Source organism: Streptomyces sp. NRRL B-1347 (genome assembly GCF_000720325.1).
In the GTDB taxonomy this organism is placed as follows: Bacteria; Actinomycetota; Actinomycetes; order Streptomycetales; family Streptomycetaceae; genus Streptomyces.
On sequence record NZ_JOJM01000068.1, the window covers coordinates 14648 to 31767 of the forward strand.

14 protein-coding genes are annotated in these 17120 nt (G+C 71.6%); 6 read left to right on the plus strand and 8 right to left on the minus strand.

Annotation, left to right across the window (positions count from 1 at the left end; all coding sequences use genetic code 11):
• Positions 1–68: 68 nt before the first annotated feature.
• Positions 69–953 (minus strand): D-alanyl-D-alanine carboxypeptidase family protein, encoded by an 885-nt coding sequence (locus IG74_RS0136880; protein WP_030686344.1) that lies wholly within the window; start codon positions 951–953, stop codon positions 69–71.
• 361 nt (positions 954–1314) lie between these two features.
• On the opposite strand from IG74_RS0136880, the gene IG74_RS0136885 reads away from it, so the two are divergent.
• Together IG74_RS0136885 and IG74_RS0136890 are read left to right on the plus strand one after the other, a co-directional pair.
• On the plus strand, positions 1315–2022 hold the full coding sequence (locus IG74_RS0136885) for a GntR family transcriptional regulator (RefSeq protein ID WP_030686347.1): 708 nt from the start codon (positions 1315–1317) through the stop codon (positions 2020–2022).
• The gene (locus IG74_RS0136890; RefSeq protein WP_030686348.1) at positions 2019–3341 is read left to right on the plus strand and encodes an MFS transporter; all 1323 of its coding nucleotides are present in this window, start codon (positions 2019–2021) and stop codon (positions 3339–3341) included. The genes IG74_RS0136885 and IG74_RS0136890 overlap by 4 nt, the downstream gene beginning before the upstream one ends.
• A 69-nt stretch (positions 3342–3410) precedes the next feature.
• Here the strand turns inward: IG74_RS0136890 and IG74_RS0136895 are convergent, their stop codons facing one another.
• On the minus strand, positions 3411–4235 hold the full coding sequence (locus IG74_RS0136895; protein WP_030686352.1) for a maleylpyruvate isomerase family mycothiol-dependent enzyme: 825 nt from the start codon (positions 4233–4235) through the stop codon (positions 3411–3413).
• A gap of 135 nt (positions 4236–4370) precedes the next feature.
• On the opposite strand from IG74_RS0136895, the gene IG74_RS0136900 reads away from it, so the two are divergent.
• Entirely contained in the window at positions 4371–5201 is an 831-nt protein-coding gene (locus IG74_RS0136900; protein WP_030686354.1) for a carbon-nitrogen family hydrolase, read from the plus strand.
• A gap of 72 nt (positions 5202–5273) precedes the next feature.
• Here the strand turns inward: IG74_RS0136900 and IG74_RS0136905 are convergent, their stop codons facing one another.
• The 4 genes from IG74_RS0136905 to IG74_RS0136920 all read right to left on the minus strand — a co-directional run bounded on the left by IG74_RS0136905 (position 5274) and on the right by IG74_RS0136920 (position 10092).
• Complete coding sequence (locus IG74_RS0136905; protein ID WP_030686357.1) at positions 5274–5771, minus strand: LURP-one-related/scramblase family protein; 498 nt, start codon at positions 5769–5771, stop codon at positions 5274–5276.
• A 65-nt stretch (positions 5772–5836) separates the two neighbouring features.
• Complete coding sequence (locus IG74_RS0136910; RefSeq protein WP_030686359.1) at positions 5837–7138, minus strand: M18 family aminopeptidase; 1302 nt, start codon at positions 7136–7138, stop codon at positions 5837–5839.
• Between the two features lie 131 nt (positions 7139–7269).
• On the minus strand, positions 7270–9096 hold the full coding sequence (locus IG74_RS0136915) for an acyl-CoA dehydrogenase (protein WP_030686361.1): 1827 nt from the start codon (positions 9094–9096) through the stop codon (positions 7270–7272).
• 129 nt (positions 9097–9225) lie between these two features.
• Entirely contained in the window at positions 9226–10092 is an 867-nt protein-coding gene (locus IG74_RS0136920; protein WP_078869370.1) for an alpha/beta fold hydrolase, read from the minus strand.
• A gap of 144 nt (positions 10093–10236) precedes the next feature.
• Here IG74_RS0136920 and IG74_RS0136925 point away from each other — a divergent pair, with 144 nt between their 5' ends.
• Positions 10237–10716 (plus strand): SseB family protein, encoded by a 480-nt coding sequence (locus IG74_RS0136925; protein WP_030686366.1) that lies wholly within the window; start codon positions 10237–10239, stop codon positions 10714–10716.
• Positions 10717–10771: 55 nt separating this feature from the next.
• Here the strand turns inward: IG74_RS0136925 and IG74_RS0136930 are convergent, their stop codons facing one another.
• Entirely contained in the window at positions 10772–11959 is a 1188-nt protein-coding gene (locus IG74_RS0136930) for a cytochrome P450 (protein WP_078869372.1), read from the minus strand.
• Positions 11960–12500: 541 nt separating this feature from the next.
• On the opposite strand from IG74_RS0136930, the gene IG74_RS0136940 reads away from it, so the two are divergent.
• Entirely contained in the window at positions 12501–13457 is a 957-nt protein-coding gene (locus IG74_RS0136940) for a pirin family protein (protein WP_030686370.1), read from the plus strand.
• 278 nt (positions 13458–13735) lie between these two features.
• Positions 13736–14830: an AI-2E family transporter gene (locus IG74_RS0136945; protein WP_030686373.1), complete on the plus strand. Its 1095-nt coding sequence runs from the start codon at positions 13736–13738 to the stop codon at positions 14828–14830.
• Here IG74_RS0136945 and IG74_RS0136950 read toward each other — a convergent pair.
• Positions 14755–17061 carry a SpoIIE family protein phosphatase gene (locus IG74_RS0136950; RefSeq protein WP_078869375.1) on the minus strand — a complete coding sequence of 769 codons (2307 nt, stop codon included), beginning with the start codon at positions 17059–17061 and terminating at the stop codon, positions 14755–14757. The two genes, IG74_RS0136945 and IG74_RS0136950, sit on opposite strands and share 76 nt — an antisense overlap.
• Between the last annotated feature and the right edge of the window lie 59 nt (positions 17062–17120).

Consider the following 17120-nt stretch of genomic DNA (forward strand, 5'->3'; position numbering starts at 1 on the left):
TACGTACGCGAGAAGGGGGCCCGCCGCGGTGTGCGGCGGGCCCCCTTTCCCGTGTCCTGCTCGCGGGGTTACGCGACGCGGAAGCCGTAGTCCATGATCTTCTTGGCGTCCTTGTAGCGCGCTTCCTTCGTCGGCGCGGTCAGGACGGTGCCGACGACCGTCTTGCCGTTGCGGGTCGCGGCGAAGACCAGGTTGAACTTGGCCTGGGCGCCGGAGCCCGTCTTCACGCCGATGGCACCGCGGTAGGTGCCGAGCAGCTGGTTGGTGTTGCCCCAGACCGGCATGCCGCGGGTGCCGCCGTTGGGCATCTTGGGCTTGGCCTTGTAGCCCTTGGTCTTCACGATGGTGCGGAAGAGCGAGTTCTTCATCGCCTTGACCGTCAGCTTGGTGAGGTCGCGCGGCGAGGAGTAGTTCGCACCATTGCTTATGCCGTCGAACGAGTCGAAGTGCGTGTTGCGCAGGCCGAGGTCGCGCGCGGTCTTGTTCATCTTGCCGATGAAGGACTTCACGCGGGCGCCGCGCGACGAGCCCTTGCCGTAGGTGTCGGCGAGCGCGAAGGCGGCGTCGCAGCCGGACGGCAGCATCAGGCCGTACAGCAGCTCGCGGACCGTGGCCGTGTCGCCGACGATGAGGCCCTTGGCCGAGGAGGCGCCGTTGCGGACGATGTAGTCGCTGTACGCCTTCTGGTACTTGACCTTGCGGTTCAGGTTCAGGTTCGGCTGGTTCAGCACCGTGAGCGCGGTCGCGATCTTGGTGGTGGACCCCGTCTTGAGACGGGAGTCGGCGCCCTTCGTGAACAGCGTCTTGCCCGTGCCGCTGTTCATGAGGAAGCCGCCCTTGGCCGAGATCGACGGCTTGGGCGGCGCGGCGGCGTGCGCGGCGGGGGCGGTGATGACCGTCGTCGTCATGACGGCTCCGGCCGTGACGAAGGCGGCGGCCGAGGCCCGGCGCATGCCTGTTGTCCGGATTCTCAAGGTAGTAGCTCCATTGTCCCTGATACGTGAGTTGGGCGGCCCGCGCCCCAAATCCCCCTGAAGTACAGACGACATGGGGGAGCCGCCACGGACAAGACTCGCGAGGGGGCACGAAGGATGCACGGACGACGGAAAAAGTGACCCGAAAGTTGTCGCATGGTCACGTACGTACGAGTGCCGCGTCCGGGCGGGACGGGGTGGGGCGGGGCGTGCGAATGCCGCGTCCGGGCGGGACGGGGCGTGCGAGTGCCGTGTCCGGACGGGGGCGGGGCGTGCGAGTGCTGTGTCCGGATCGTGGACGCAAGATCCATCGCATACGTGTTGTATCTATGCTGTGCGCATGCCGACCGCGCCCGCCGCTCCCCCCGTCCCCGCCGCCCCCGTCGCGTCCGACCCCGCCGTCACGACCGGCAAACAGCCCCCCGCCGCCGAGCGCGTCTACGCGCACGTGAAGCGGGCCGTCCTGGAGCGGCACTACGAGGGCGGCACGCTCCTGACCGAGGGCGAGCTCGCCGAGGCCGTCGGGGTGTCCCGCACACCGGTGCGCGAGGCGCTCCTGAAGCTGGAGGTGGAGGGGTTGCTCCGGCTCTACCCCAAGAAGGGCGCGCTCGTCCTGCCCGTCTCCGCGCAGGAGATCGCGGACGTCGTCGAGACCCGGCTCCTGGTGGAGACCCACTCGGTGCGCAAGGCGGTGCCCGCGCCGCCGGGCCTGCTCGACCGGCTCGCCGAGCTCCTGGACAAGCAGCGGGAGCAGGCCGCGGCGGGCGACCTCGCGGGCGCGGCCACCACGGACCGCTGCTTCCACGCCACGATCGTCCGCAGCGGCGGCAACGAGATCCTGGCGCGCCTGTACGACCAGCTGCGCGACCGCCAGCTGCGGATGGGCGTCGCGGTGATGCACTCCCACCCCGACCGGATCGCGAAGACCCTGGCCGAGCACGAGGAGATCCTGGCCGCCCTGACGGCCGAGGACGCCGAGGCCGCGGTGGCGGTCGTCACCCGGCACGTCGGCTGGTTCCAGAACCTGGCCCGGGGGGCCACGCGATGAGCGCCGCCGAAGCCAGGCCCGGCCGGCTGCCCGGGGATCCGCCGGGCGGACGGCGGGCCGTGTTCGTGTGGTCCGTCGGCGTCGCCGTCTACTTCGTCGCCGTCACCTTCCGCACGTCGCTCGGCGTCGCGGGCCTGGACGCCGCCGACCGCTTCCACGTCAACGCGTCGGCCCTGTCGACGTTCTCGATCCTCCAGCTGCTCGTGTACGCGGGCATGCAGATACCCGTCGGCCTGATGGTCGACCGGCTCGGCACGAAGAAGGTCCTCACGCTCGGCGCGATCCTGTTCACCGCGGGCCAGCTCGGCTTCGCGCTCGCGCCCTCGTACGGGACCGCGCTCGCGGCCCGCGCGCTGCTGGGCTGCGGCGACGCGATGACGTTCATCAGCGTGCTCCGGCTCGGCACCCGCTGGTTCCCGGCCCGGCGCGGCCCCCTGGTGGCGCAGCTCGCGGGCCTGGTGGGCATGGCGGGCAACCTGGTCTCGACGCTCGTCCTGGCCCGGCTCCTGCACGACGTCGGCTGGACCACGGCGTTCGCGGGCAGCGCGCTCGCCGGAGTCGTCGTCCTCGTCCTGATGGCGCTGTTCCTGAAGGACCACCCGGAGGGCCACGAGCCGCCCGCTCCGCCCGCCCGGGACGCGGCGGGGCCCGGCTTCGTGCGCGAGCAGATCGCCAGGTCCTGGCGGGAGCCCGGCACCCGGCTCGGCCTGTGGGTGCACTTCACCACGCAGTTCCCGGCGATGGTGTTCCTGCTCCTGTGGGGCCTGCCGTTCCTGGTCGAGGCGCAGGACCTGAGCCGGGCCGCGGCGGGCGACCTGCTGACCCTCGTCGTCCTGTCGAACATGGTGGTCGGCTTGGTCTTCGGCCAGATCGTGGCCCGCCACCACGCGGCGCGGCTCCCGCTGGCGCTCGGCACGGTGTCCGCGACCGCGGTCGTCTGGGCCGGCGTCCTCGCGTACCCCGGCGAGCACGCGCCGCTGTGGCTGCTCGTGGTGTTGTGCGTGGTGCTGGGGGCGTGCGGCCCCGCGTCGATGATCGGCTTCGACTTCGCGCGCCCCGCGAACCCGCCGGAGCGCCAGGGCACGGCGTCGGGCATCACCAACATGGGAGGCTTCGTCGCCTCCATGACCACGCTGCTCGCGGTCGGCGTCCTCCTGGACGCGACGGGCGACGACTACCGGATCGCGTTCTCCTCGGTCTTCGTCCTGCAGGCGCTCGGCGTGAGCCAGATCCTGCGGCTGCGGGCGCGCGCGGCGCGCCGGGAGCGGGAGCGGCTCGTCGCCAGCCGGGTGGAGACGGTGCACGTACCCGCGGCGTGAGGCGGTGGGAGGGGGGCTCGCCCCCTCCCTCGGCCGCGTTCTGAGCAGGCCCCTTCGCGGGGCCCCGGGTCACGGGGTGACGGAGAAGTCCGCCAGGATCGCGTCCCCGAGCTCGTGGTCGCCCTCGACCTTCACCCGGTCACCGACCGCCGAGATCGGCACGCGCCCGCAGGCGAGGCGGGAGTACGTCTCCCAGTCCGTGGCGATGGTGACGAGCGGGCCCAGCGAGGGCGTGTTGTCGACGGTGCCTCTGCCCTCCGCGTCCACGCGCACCGTGCGCAGGAACTCCACGGGACCGCTCACGTCGAAGACGACGGCGGAGTTCGCGGGGGCGCCCGCCTTCTTGGCGACGACCTTCGGCAGGCCGAACAGCAGCAGATCGCGGGCGACGTACGCGCCCGGCGAGTCGAGGTTCCCCGGCCTGCCCAGGGTCACCCGCAGGTCCTGCTCGTGCACCCAGACGTCGAAGGCCCGGATCCGCATGGCGAGTTCGAGGCTCTGCTCGGTGCCGAGGGGGCCGCGCACCATGGTCTCCGGGGCGCGCGACTCGTTCCGGATCTGACGGTTGCGGCGGATGATCGTGTACTCCAGCTCGGAGGTCATCTCCGGTGCCGTGTGGTGGCGGCGGACGTCCACCTGCATCTCCATGTACCGCTGGCCCTCGGTCTTCACGTGGTACAGGTCGCGCGGCAGCGTGTGGATCGGACGCGGATCGCCCAGCATCTCGCAGTCCAGGCCGATGACGTGCGAGACGATGTCCCGGACGGACCAGCCCGGGCACGGGGTTGGCTGGTTCCACTCGCCCTCGGCGAGCGGGGTCACCAGCTCGGATATCGCTTCCACGGCGTGCGCCCAGGCATCGGCGTAGGTTTGCAGGCTGGGATGGAGACTCACGGGACCCCTCGGCGGTCGTACGCGGGCGGTGGGTGTCTTGGGCTTTAAGTTACGCTGCCCGTGGGCACCCCGGCAGTGCTTTCGTGTGACGATCGTAGGCCTACTTGACGGTTCGAATGCCAGGACGGTGGTACTGTGCGCGCCTCTCTCCTCCAGATCGCCGTAGAGGATGACGAATCAGTCAAGTCCCGGCGGCAGCGGGTCTCTTCGCTGGTGCGCGAGGTCGCCGAGCGGGAGGGTTCCGGCCTGATCGTGCTTCCCGAGCTGTGGACGACCGGGGCCTTCGGGTACGAGGCGTTCGCCACGGAGGCGGAACCGCTGGAGGGGCCGACGTACGAGGCGATGGCCGAGGCCGCGCGCGACGCGGGCGTGTGGCTGCACGCGGGCTCGATCCCCGAGCGCGCCGTGTCCGACAGCGGCTCCGCCGCGGGCGACGGCCCCCTCTACAACACCTCCCTCGTCTTCTCGCCCGCCGGTGAGCTCGCCGGTACCTATCGGAAGATCCACCGCTTCGGCTTCGACAAGGGCGAGGCCGTGCTGATGGGCGCGGGCCGCGAGCTGGTCACCGTCCGGGCTTCCGAGGCCGTGCTCGGCCTCGCCACCTGCTACGACCTGCGCTTCCCCGAGCTCTTCCGGGGGCTCGTGGACGCGGGCGCCGAGGTCTTCGTGGTGCCCGCGGGGTGGCCCGCGCGGCGGCGCGCGCACTGGTCGCTGTTCGCGCGGGCGCGGGCGGTGGAGGACCAGGTGTTCGTGCTCGCGTGCGGGACCGCGGGGGTGCATGCCGGGGTGCCGCAGGCGGGGGCGAGCGTGGTGGTCGACCCTTGGGGCGAGGTGCTCGCGGAGGCGGGGCCCTCCGGGGCGGAGGTGCTGACGGTGGACCTCGACCTTGCCAAGGTCGCGGAGACCCGGGAGCAGTTCCCGGCCCTCAAGGACCGGCGGTTGGGCGTGGCCGAGCCCCGGCTCTGACGGCTGGGCGGCGCCCCCGGAGGGGCGCGGGGAACTGCGCGACCGGCCACGGACGACCCGCAGGCGAAGCGCTCAGTCCGCGCCACGCTCCTTCTCCGCCAGGCGGATGACGCAGACCGCGATGGCCACCAAGAGGGCCGGGTCCGCGTCGTCGCGGGTGATGTGGAGGCCGTAGGTGTCCCGGACGCTGAACCAGCGGCGGGAGATGTCCGCGAGCAGCTCCCCCTCGTACTCGACCGCGAACTCGCGGTCGAGGATCTTGCCGCTGACGTCCAGGACCGTGCTGCCGTCGGCCAGTTCCACGCGGTAGTGGTTGCGCAGCAGCGAGAGCCGTTTGCGCTTCACCCTGGCCAGCGGCTCGCCCTCGCGCTCGATCACCATCGTGTCGCGCAGGGCGAGCATCTTGGCGTGGATGTCGATGAGCACCTGGCCCTGCGGGTCCTTCAGCTCGAAGGTGTCCCGCAGCCGCATGGCCTTGCCGTCGACGAGGAAGACCTTGCGGCCCCGGTCGTCCTCGATCCAGTAGTCGTCGCCGATGCCGAACAGTCGGTCGCGTACGAGAAGCCTCATGCGGCCATGAGTACCCGCAAACGGGATGTTTCCGCCTCCTCGCGGGGGAGTCGGCCCGAAAGGGGTCAGCCTTCGAGGAACGCCCGCAGCGCGTCCGCCAGCATGGGCGGGTCGTCGACGCCGCACAGCTCGCGCACGCTGTGCATGGACAGGATCGCGACGCCGATGTCGACCGTCTTGATGCCGTGCCGCGCCGCCGTGATGGGGCCGATGGTGGTGCCGCAGGGCATCGCGTTGTTGGAGACGAACGACTGGAACGGCACGCCCGCCCGCTCGCACGCGGCGGCGAACACGGCGCGGCCGCCGCCGTCGGTGGCGTAGCGGTTGTTGACGTTCACCTTCAGGATCGGGCCCCCGTTGGCGCGCGGGTGGTGCGTCGGGTCGTGCCGCTCCGCGTAGTTGGGGTGCACGGCGTGCCCGGTGTCGGACGACAGGCACACGGTGCCCGCGAAGGCGCGGGCCTTGTCCTCGTAGGTGCCGCCGCGCGCGAACACCGAGCGCTCCAGGATGCCGCCGAGCAGCGGGCCGTCGGCGCCGGTGTCGGACTGCGAGCCGTTCTCCTCGTGGTCGAACGCGGCGAGGACCGGGATGTACGGCAGCGCGTCGGCCTCGGGCGCGGTGGCCACGGCGGCGAGCGCGGCCGTACCGGCGTGCACGGACAGGAGGTTGTCCATGCGCGGGCCCGCGAGCAGCTCGCGGTCGCGGCCCAGGTACGCGGGCGGTTCGACGGAGTGGGTCATCAGGTCCCAGCCGGTCACTTCGCCGGGGGCGAGGTCGCACTCCTCGGCCACGAACCGGATCAGGTCGCCCTCGCGCACGTCGCCCAGGCCCCAGATGGGCTGCATGTGCTTCTGCTTGTCGAGCTTGAGCCCCTCGGTGGGCACCGAACGGTCCATGTGGATGGCCAGTTGGGGCACGCGCAGGAGCGGGCGGTCCACATTGACCAGGCGGGTGGAGCCGTCCCGCAGGGTGAGGCGGCCCGCGAGGCCGAGGTCGCGGTCCAGCCAGGAGTTGAGCAGCGGCCCGCCGTAGATCTCGACGGCGACCTGGCGCCAGCCGTGGGCACCGGCGTCCGGCAGCGGCTTCACCCGCAGGTTCGGCGAGTCGGTGTGCGCGCCGACGATGCGGAACGGGGTGTGGGCACCGGCGCCCTCCGGCACGAACCAGGCGATGATCGCGCCGCCGCGCAGCACGTACTTGCCGCCGCTGGAGGCGTCCCAGGCGTCGGTCTCCTCGACCTTCCTGAAGCCCGCTTTCTCCAGCCGCTCCGCGGCGCTCGCCACGGCGTGGTACGGCGACGGGCTCGCCGCCAGGAAGGACATCAGGTCGTCGGTGTGACCGCGATCAAAGCGGGGGCGTGTGCGCATGCCGCTCAGCCTAACCAGGCCCTCGGGCGTTGTGCCGTCGTCTCCGCAGGCCGATGGGCGCTTCCGCGGTGCCGCCGGCCGCCTGTGGCCCGCCCCCGGAAGGGAGCGGGCCGGCAGCGCATCGGCGGGGTCTAGAACGCCGCCTCGTCGAGCTCCATCAGGTCGAGGGCCACGCCCTCGGAGAGGGCGCGCTGGGTGGCGACGCCCGGCAGGACGTTCGCCGCGAAGAACCGGGCCGCGGCGATCTTGCCCTGGTAGAAGGGCACGTCCTTCGCGGTGGCGGTCTCCAGCTTCTCGGCGGCCACGGCGGCACCGCGAAGCAGCAGATAGCCCACGACCACGTCACCGGAGGCGAGCAGCAGGCGGGTGGTGTTGAGCCCGACCTTGTAGATGGACTTGACGTCCTGCTCGGTGGCGGCGAGGTCGGTCAGCATGACGCCGACCATGGCCTCCAGCTCGACGGCGGCCTTGGCCAGCTCCTCGCGGGCCCCGGCGAGCTCCTCGCCTCCGGTGCCGACGGCGAGGAACTTCTTGATGTCCTCGGCGAGGCCGTTGAGCGCGGCGCCCTGGTTGCGGACGATCTTCCGAAAGAAGAAGTCCTGGCCCTGGATCGCGGTCGTGCCCTCGTAGAGGGTGTCGATCTTGGCGTCGCGGATGTACTGCTCGATCGGGTACTCCTGCAGGTAACCCGAGCCGCCGAAGGTCTGGAGCGACTGGGCCAGCTGCTCGTAGGCCTTCTCGGAGCCGTAGCCCTTGACGATGGGGAGCAGCAGGTCGTTGAGCGCGTGCAGGGCGGTGGCGTCCTCGCCCGCCGCCTCCTTGACCGCGATCTCGTCCTGGACGGCGGCGGTGTGCAGCACCAGGGCGCGCATGCCCTCCGCGTACGCCTTCTGCGTCATGAGCGAGCGGCGCACGTCCGGGTGGTGGGTGATCGTCACCTTGGGCGCGCTCTTGTCCATGAACTGGGCCAGGTCGGGGCCCTGGACGCGCTCCTTGGCGTACTCCAGGGCGTTGAGGTAGCCCGTGGAGAGGGTGGAGATCGCCTTCGTGCCGACCATCATGCGGGCGAACTCGATGATGCGGAACATCTGGCGGATGCCGTCGTGCTTGTCGCCGATCAGCCAGCCCTTGGCGGGGTGCTGGTCGCCGAACGTCATCTCGCAGGTGTTGGACGCCTTGAGGCCCATCTTGTGCTCGACGTTCGTCGCGTACGCGCCGTTGCGGGCGCCGAGCTCGCCGGTCTCGAAGTCGAACTCGTACTTCGGGACGAGGAAGAGGGACAGGCCCTTGGTGCCGGGGCCCGCGCCCTCGGGGCGGGCGAGGACGTAGTGGAGGATGTTCTCCGACATGTCGTGCTCGCCGGACGTGATGAAGCGCTTCACGCCCTCGATGTGCCAGGAGCCGTCCTCCTGCGGCACGGCCTTGGTGCGGCCGGCGCCCACGTCCGAGCCGGCGTCCGGCTCGGTGAGGACCATCGTCGAGCCCCACTGCTTCTCGACGGCGACCTGGGCGATCTTCTTCTGGACGTCATTGCCCTCCTCGAAGAGGATCCCGGCGAACGCCGGGCCCGAGGAGTACATCCAGATCGCCGGGTTCGAGCCGAGGAGCAGCTCCGCGTACGCCCAGATCAGGGAGCGGGGCGAGGTGGTGCCGCCGATCTCCTCGGGCAGGCCGAGGCGCCAGTACTCGGAGTCCATGAAGGCCTGGTAGCTCTTCTTGAAGGACGCCGGGACGGGGGCGGTGTTGGTCTCCGGGTCGAACACCGGAGGGTTGCGGTCGGCGTCCTCGAAGGAAGCGGCCAGCTCGTTCTCCGCGAGGCGGGCGAGCTCGCTGAGGATGCTCTTGGCGGTCTCGACGTCCATCTCCGCGAACGGGCCGGTGCCGTACAGCTTGTCGCGGCCGAGGACCTCGAAGAGGTTGAACTCGATGTCGCGGAGATTCGACTTGTAGTGCCCCATGGCGACGGCTCCGTAGTGGCTTGGGAGGCGGGGACCTCGTAGGCGTACCAGTAAGTAGCTTGTGGGTTTAAATGATGCTACCCGCCGGTAATAAGAGGCAACCCCTGAGCGTCCAAGTGTGAGCTGGGTCTACTTCCTCGCGCCCTGAGGAGCGGGGAGGTCGCCCAGGAAGGCGGATATGAGCCGCCGCCACTGCGCGGGGTTCTCGGCGAAGGGCAGGTGGCCCGTCGCGAGGTCCGCCGTCCGGGCGCCCGTGATGCCCGCCGCCACCTCGCGCTGGAGCGCGGGCGGGATCAGCTGGTCCTCGGTGGTGGTGATCACGAGGGTCGGCGCCGTGATCCGCGCCAGGTCGGCCCGCACGTCGACCCTGGCCACCAGGTCGACGTGGTCCGCCGAGCCCTCCGGGACCGTCTCGGCCGTCCCCCGCACGGTCGCCTCCAGGTCCTCGGCGGACAGGGACTCCAGGGCCGCCGGGCTCAGCGCGAGCGGCAGCAGGAAGCGGGCCAGCGTGTCCCGGTCACCGGACGCGGCGAGGCCGCGCCAGACCTCGGCCGTGAGCCGCGTACGGGTGTCAGGGTGGGCGAAGGGGGCCGTCAGGACCAGGGCCGTCACCCGCTGCGGATGCCGCGCCGCCAGGTGCACCGCCACGGCCGTGCCCAGCGAATAGCCCGATACCGCGAAGGTCTCCAGGCCCTCGGCGTCGGCCGCCGCGACCAGCTCGTCCGCGAGCGCGTCGAGCGTCAGCGGGGTCCGTGTCCGGGGGGTGGCGCCCGTGCCCGGATAGTCGACGCCCACGACGCGGTGCGTCGGCGTCAACTCGTCCAGCAAAGGGCCGTAGTTGCCCGCGATCGAGCCGCCCGCCCCGTGGGCGAGCAGCACGCCGGGGCCGCTGCCCGCGACCGTGCGTGCGAACGGCGTGCCCGGCGCGGAGTGCGCGGGCGTCGGCGCGGCCGGTGAATCCGCCGCTGAGGTCGGCGTCTGCGGGTGCGCGGGCATGGTGGTCCCCCTCCGGTTCCGGCGGCCACGACTATCTGTAGCTGCCACTACAAAAACCGTAGCCGAGTCGCCGCGTCATTGTCTAGCGCTCGTTAGAGAAAGTTTCCGGCGGGCCGTCGCGCCGCTCTCGGTAGGCTGGGGGGCATGTACGGCTACGACCAACACGCCGGTGTCGGCCAGGGGTACGCCCCGCCGCAGCAGCCGCAGCAGCACGCGCAGATGCCCGGTGGTTACGGCCAGCAGCCCCCGCTGTATCCCGAGCCGTCGCCGCCGTCCCTCGCCGACGCGGTGCGCGCCTTCACCACGGGCTCGATGTCCGCGGAGGACTTCCAGCAGGTCTTCGCGACCTCGAAGGTCTACTGCCCGCGCGGCGACAACCCGGGCTTCCTCGCGCTGCACAACACCCAGCAGCCGGTCATCCCGATGTTCACCTCGCTCAAGGAGCTGCGCCGGTACGCGGGCAAGGACTCCAAGTACTTCGTCATCACCGGCGCCGAGGTGATCGACCTGCTGCCGACGGGCTACGGCTTCGTCCTGGACATGGAGGGCGAGCACCGCATGGTGTTCGACGCGAAGGCCGTCGAGCAGATGGTGGACTTCGCGATGCGCCGCATGTACGGCTGAACCCGCCGCGTGGCGCGGCGAGTTCAGCCGTACATGCGGCGGGTTCAGCCGCGGTTCAGACGTATCGGACCTTGTCGCGGTGGCCCACGTGGACGGTCCGCACGCCGAGCAGGCCGAGGAGCGGCACTTCAGCCGTGCGCTGGCCGGGCGCGACGATCAGGCCCGTCCTGCGGATGTGGCCGAGGAGCAGTTCGGCGAGCGGCATGACCAGATGGCGGCCCCAGCAGCGCTCGCTGACGTGGCCGAACGGCAGGTAGCCGGGGGTGTCGTCGGGGTCGAGGGTGTCCCAGCGCTCGGGCCGGAACTCGTCCGGGGCGTCCCAGAGCGCGGGGTCGCGATGGGTGAGCAGCGGCAGCATCAGGATGTCGTCGCCGGGGCCTATGCGGGCGTCGACGGCCGGGTACTCGGGCGACCGGTTGCGCAGCAGGTTCCACGACGGCGGCAGCAGCCGCATCGCCTCGTACAGGACGGCGCGGTCCGACGCGGAGTCGTCGAACGGGGAGCCCAGCCACAGGGCGTTGGCGACGAGCGTGGAGACGGTGAAGCAGACCGGGGCGGCGGCGCGGCGGTACATGCCCATGGCGTAGCGCCGGTCCTGGTAGGTCTCCGCGGCGGCGACGAGGTTCGCCAGGTGGGTCAGGTGCGGGCCGGGGCGCGGGCGCCGGGGCAGGGCCGCGCCGGTCACGATCGTGGTCCAGGTGACCTTGGTGTCGATCTCCAGGAGGCGGGACATCAGGAACCGCAGCCGCCACGGGTCGTCGCGCAGGACCAGGTCGCGCAGGAACCGGTGCCCGGTGATCGGCCACGGCCCGGACAGGTCCGTGTCCGCGGGGAGCGGGTCGGGCCCGTCCAGGGCGGCGCGGACGTCCCTGCCGACGGTCCGCATCACCGACGCGCCCTCGGTCCTGGAGATCGAGCGGCCGTGCAGCGGCTTGAAGGTGGGGCGCTCGGTCTCGGTGGCCCGGCGCGCGGCCAGGATGCGGTCGGAGAGCTCCGCGCCCGGGATGCCGATCGTGTCGGGTTCCAGCCGTACGAGGTCCTTGCCGGTGTGCTCGTCGAGCAGTGCCTGGAGCCGTGGCGCGAAAACAGTGGTGCGGCGATTCCGCGGATGCCGTCTGGCCGGTCCCGATGGATTTCCGAGGCCGCCGGTTCCGTGCGCCGCTCCGTTTTCTGAATTCTTTACCGAGGCGGCGTTCTCCGCCTTTTGACCCTGCCGATTCTGGGTGTGCTCTGTGGCTGACATACGGAGGTCTCCGGAATGAAGGGCCCGCGCGCGGCGGAACGGAAGGGAACCGGCTCCTGTGCCGTGCGCGGGCCCGCGCAGGGCGCTCAGTACCAGATGTACCAGGCGGACTGCTTCAGGCTGGGCTCGCTCTTCTTCGTGGCGGCCTTGAGGGCCTGGATGATCTTAGCCATGTAAAACCCCTCCCTCCATGCGTTCTCTGTGCGCGGCGAAACGGTTTAGGAGCGGCAATTCCCGGGCGTCCCGAAGGCTGCCGAGAAATGCGCTCCAGTTGTTGCGTGGTGAGTGAATCGGTCTGTGGCTCGCGTTGTCAATGGGTTGTTCTTTTTCCGGTGTGTCCCATGAAGTCGTTGTCTCTATATGTGGGACATGTGGTGATCCTGGGGCGGGTGCGGCGGAGTGTCGGGAGTGTCGGGGGGTGCGTTTCGGCCAGGGGGCGTTCGGCGGCGCGGCCGGAGGGAATGCCGTCGGGCTGTGCCGTGTTCCAGGTGGCAGAAAGTTCTACGTTCAACTAACCTGAGCGTAAGAGGAGGTCCGAACCATGCCCGCAGTGACCGTTGAGAACCCGCTGACCCTGCCCCGCGTGACCGTGCCCGCAGACACCGTGGCGCGGCCCGTGCTCGCCGTGAAGACCGCGCCGAGCGGCTACGAGGGCGAAGGGTTCCCGGTGCGCCGGGCCTTCGCCGGGATCAACTACAAGTACCTCGACCCGTTCATCATGATGGACCAGATGGGCGAGGTGGAGTACGCGGCCGGAGAGCCCAAGGGCACGCCCTGGCACCCGCACCGCGGCTTCGAGACCGTGACGTACCTGATCGACGGCACGTTCGTCCACCAGGACTCCAACGGCGGCGGCGGCACCATCAAGAACGGCGACACCCAGTGGATGACGGCCGGCTCCGGCCTGCTCCACATCGAGGCGCCGCCGGAGTCGCTCGTCATGTCCGGCGGGCTCTTCCACGGGCTCCAGCTGTGGGTGAACCTGCCCGCGAGGGACAAGATGATGGACCCCCGCTACCAGGACATCCGCGGTGGCCAGGTGCGGCTGCTCACCTCGCCCGACGGGGGCGCGCTGCTCCGGGTCATCGCCGGTGAGCTCGACGGGCACGAGGGGCCCGGCATCACGCACACCCCGATCACCATGGTCCACGCGACGGTGCGGCCGGGCGCCGAGGTCACGCTTCCCTGGCGGGAGGACTTCAACGGGCTCGCGTACGTGCTCGCCGGGCGCGGGACCGTGGGGGCCGAGCGGCGGCCCGTCGAGCTGGGGCAGACCGCGGTGTTCGGGGCCGGGGGGTCGCTCACCGTCCGGGCGGACGAGAAGCAGGACTCCCACACTCCGGATCTGGAGGTCGTCCTGTTGGGCGGGCAGCCGATCCGGGAGCCGATGGCGCACTACGGGCCGTTCGTGATGAACACCCGTGAGGAGCTGCAGCAGGCCTTCGACGACTTCCAGAAGGGGCTGCTGGGGTCCGTGCCTGCGGTGCACGGGATGTGAGCCGCGCGGGGCTCTGCCCCTGGCCGGGGGTGCCTGCCCCTGGCCGGGGCGGGGCCCCGCTGAACAGTTGCTCGGCGCTGTGGCTGTGCCCACCCCTCCCCAAGCTCTCGGCTTCGCTCGAGCAGGGGATGCCCCACCCGCCCTCTGGGCGGACCAGCTGCCCACAGAGGGGGCGGGGGAGGCGCCCACAGCCGAGGGGGCGGGACGGGTGCCCGCAGTGGGCACCCGGGCGGTTCACCCCGCGTGCGGCTCCCGGGGGGTCGTGGTCGGGTGGGTGGGTGTCTTCCCTCCTGCCTGAGGTGGTGCGGCGGCTCGCCGCCTGGTGTGTGGTGGCGCTGCTCGTCACGGGTGTCGCCGCCGTCGGGGTCTGGCTGTGCGTCGTCTTCAAGACCGCCGTCACCCCCGTACTGCTCGCGCTGCTCGGCACCGCGCTGCTCGGGCCGCTGTACCGGCGCCTGGTGCGGATGCGGGTGCAGCGGTCCCTCGCGGCGGGCCTGACCTGCGCGGCCGTGCTCGCGGTCGTCGGCGGGGCGACGTACATCGTCGTGAAGGCCCTGATCGACACCGGCGGCCAGATCGTGGACTCGCTGAAGAACGCCGCGCACGACCTGTCGAAGCACTTCGGCGCGGCCGGCACGTCCCTGGACGACCTGGCGTCCAACTCCAAGGACCTGCTCGGCAAGTTCGGCGGCACGGCGGCGTCGGGCGTGGTCAGCGGCCTCAGCGTGGTGGGCGAGATGATCGCGACCGCCGTCCTCGCGCTGCTGCTCGTGTTCTTCTTCCTGCGGGACTCCCACAAGGCGGCGAGCACGCTGCGCTCGCTGGTGCCCGCGCACTCCGGGGACACCGTGGAGGCCATGGCGCGGCGGGCCTTCACGGCCGTCGAGGGGTTCATGCGCGGGACCACGTTCATCGCGCTCATCGACGCGGTGTGCATCACCGTCGGACTGCTGGTCCTGCGCGTGCCAGGGGCGTGGGGGCTCGGCGCCCTGGTGTTCGTCGGGGCCTACATCCCGTACCTGGGGGCCTTCCTGTCCGGCGCCATCGCCATCCTCGTGGCGCTCGCCGACCGCGGCCTCGTCATCGCCCTGTGGGCGCTCGGCGTGGTGCTCGCGGTGCAGGTCCTGGAGGGGCACGTGCTCCAGCCGATGATCCAGAGCAGGACCGTGCAGATGCATCCCGCGGTGGTGATGCTCGCGATCACCGCGGGCGCGTCCGTCGCCGGGATCATCGGCATGCTGCTCGCCGTGCCGCTGACGGCCGCGGCCTTCGGGGTGGTCAGCGAGTTGCGGGCCCGCTACGCCGAGAAGGCGTCGGCCGCGCCTCCTGGCCCCTCTCCGGGGGCGCCTTCGGCGGAGGCCGAGCCTTCGTAGAGCTCGAACCAGATGCTCTTGCCCTCCCCGCGCGGGTCCACGCCCCACCGGTGGGCGAGCAGGTCCATGAGGACCAGGCCGCGCCCGGAGGAGGCGAGTTCGCCGGGGTGGCGCTTGTGCGGCAGGTCGTCGCTGCTGTCGGTGACCTCCGCGCGCAGCCGGCGCGTGCCGTTCTCGCCGGTGACCTCGGCGACGAGGAGGGCGTCGCCGTCGGTGTGCACCAGGACGTTGGTGATCATCTCGGAGATCAGCAGGACGGCGGAGTCGACCTGGTCGTCGTCCGCCCAGTCGTGCAGCAGGTCCCGCAGATGGCCCCGGGCGCCCGCGACGCGCTCCGGCTCGGCCTGCGCGATGGTCAGCATCGTGCGGCGGATGCGGGCGCGCTCCTCGGGGTGCCCGGTGCGGCGCAGCAGCAGGACGGCGATGTCGTCCTCGCGGCGGTCGGCGAGCGGCCCCGTGGTGTGGTGCGAGGAGGGGCCGTGCACCGCCTGGACGAGGGTGTCGGCGAGGGTCTCCAGGTCGTCGTCCGCCCCGGAGGGCCCCGACCTGGCCTCGTACTCCGGGCCCGCGGGCTCCGCGTACTCGGAGAAGCCGTCGTAGTTCTCCAGGATGCGCCGGATCCTCGTCCAGCCCGTCTCCAGGTCGTGGCCGCCGGTCTCTATCAGGCCGTCGGTGCAGATCAGCATCGTCTCGCCGGTGTCGAGGACGAGCCGGGTCGTGGGGTAGTCCGCGTCCGGGTCGATGCCGAGGGGCAGGCCGCCCGCGATGGGCCGCTGCAGGACCGTTCCGTCGGACATGCGGACGACGGGCTCGGGGTGGCCCGCGCGGGCGATCTCCAGGAGGCCGGTCGCCGGATCGGCCTCTACGTAGAGGCACGTCGCGAAGCGCGGGTCCGTGGCGGTGTGGTCGGGGTCGTCCCGGGTGTCGGTGGACCCGTAGGTGATGCCGTCCGTGATGCCGGACAGGAAGCGGGTGGCGCGGGACAGGACCGCGTCCGGGCGGTGGCCCTCGGACGCGTACGCGCGCAGGGCGATGCGCAGCTGCCCCATCAGGCCCGCCGCGCGCACGTCGTGGCCCTGTACGTCGCCGATGACGAAGGCGATGCGGCCGCTGGGCAGCGGGATCATGTCGTACCAGTCGCCGCCGACCTGGAGGCCGCCGCCGGTCGGTACGTAGCGCGCGGCGACGCTCATCCCGGGGATCTCGGGGCCGAGCGTGGGCATCATGGACCGCTGGAGGCCCTCGGTCAGCTCCCGCTCGGACTCGGCGACCCCGGCCCGCGACAGGGCCTGCGCCAGCATCCGGGCGACGGTCGTCAGGACCGACCGCTCGTCGGGCGTGAACGAGACGGGGTAGGTGAACGCGGCCATCCAGGCGCCCATCGTGCGGCCCGCCACGGTCAGCGGCAGGAACGCCCAGGACTGCCGCTTGAAGCGGGACGCCAGGGGCCACGTCGTCGGATAGCGGCGCCGGTACTCCTGCGGGGACGACAGATAGACGGCGCGGCCGGTGCGCAGCACCTCGGCGGCCGGGTAGTCGGTGTCCAGAGGCATGGCGGCGAGCGGATCGTCGTCTCCGTAGCCGTGGTGTCCGTGGTGGCCGACGACGGTGAGCCGGTCGCCGGAGGAGCCGAAGACGGCCAGGCCGTCCGGGGAGAACCCGGGCATGGACAGGCCCGCGGCGACCCGCAGCACCTCCTCCGTGGACCGCGCCTCCGCGAGCGCGCGCCCCGCGTCGAGCAGGAAGGCCTCGCGGGAGCGGCGCCAGTCGCCGGTGACGGGCGCGCGGGCGGCGGCGCCGGGTCCCGGCTCGGTGACCTCCTGGAGGGTGCCGATGAGCTCGTACGCGGTCGACGAGGAGTCGTGGACGACCGGCTTGGTGCGGCTGCGGACCGTGCGCAGGACGTGCCGGCCCTGCTCGTCCATGATCCGCAGCCGGGCCTCGGCGAGGGTGCCCTCGGCGACGGCGAGCTGCACGATGCCGTGGATCTCGTTCCAGTCGACCGGGTGGAAGCGGGAGCGCACGCCGACCTCGGTGGTGGTCTGGGCGCGCGGCGCGAGCCCGAGCAGCCGGGCGGCCTCCGCGTCGAGCGTGACGGTGCCGCTCGCGTTGTCCCAGCGCCACAGCCCGGTGGCGATGGCGGCGAGTACGTCCTCCACAGGGGGCAGGGCGCCCTGGCCGGGCGGCAGGGAGGCGTCACCCCTCTGCTCGCGGGGCTCATCGGTGCGCATTGCTTCACTGTAGAAAGAGGTACGGACCAGCCGCCACCGAGTGCCGGGCGCGGCATCGC

Coding starts and splice junctions, on each gene's coding strand:
- IG74_RS0136910 (WP_030686359.1), bottom strand. CDS start 7,138: ATGCGCACACGCCCCCGCTTTGATCGCGGTCACACCGACGACCTGATG.
- IG74_RS0136920 (WP_078869370.1), bottom strand. CDS start 10,092: ATGCCCGCGCACCCGCAGACGCCGACCTCAGCGGCGGATTCACCGGCC.
- IG74_RS0136925 (WP_030686366.1), top strand. CDS start 10,237: ATGTACGGCTACGACCAACACGCCGGTGTCGGCCAGGGGTACGCCCCG.
- IG74_RS0136890 (WP_030686348.1), top strand. CDS start 2,019: ATGAGCGCCGCCGAAGCCAGGCCCGGCCGGCTGCCCGGGGATCCGCCG.
- IG74_RS0136880 (WP_030686344.1), bottom strand. CDS start 953: ATGCGCCGGGCCTCGGCCGCCGCCTTCGTCACGGCCGGAGCCGTCATG.
- IG74_RS0136930 (WP_078869372.1), bottom strand. CDS start 11,959: ATGTCAGCCACAGAGCACACCCAGAATCGGCAGGGTCAAAAGGCGGAG.
- IG74_RS0136905 (WP_030686357.1), bottom strand. CDS start 5,771: ATGAGGCTTCTCGTACGCGACCGACTGTTCGGCATCGGCGACGACTAC.
- IG74_RS0136950 (WP_078869375.1), bottom strand. CDS start 17,061: ATGCGCACCGATGAGCCCCGCGAGCAGAGGGGTGACGCCTCCCTGCCG.
- IG74_RS0136885 (WP_030686347.1), top strand. CDS start 1,315: ATGCCGACCGCGCCCGCCGCTCCCCCCGTCCCCGCCGCCCCCGTCGCG.
- IG74_RS0136940 (WP_030686370.1), top strand. CDS start 12,501: ATGCCCGCAGTGACCGTTGAGAACCCGCTGACCCTGCCCCGCGTGACC.
- IG74_RS0136915 (WP_030686361.1), bottom strand. CDS start 9,096: ATGGGGCACTACAAGTCGAATCTCCGCGACATCGAGTTCAACCTCTTC.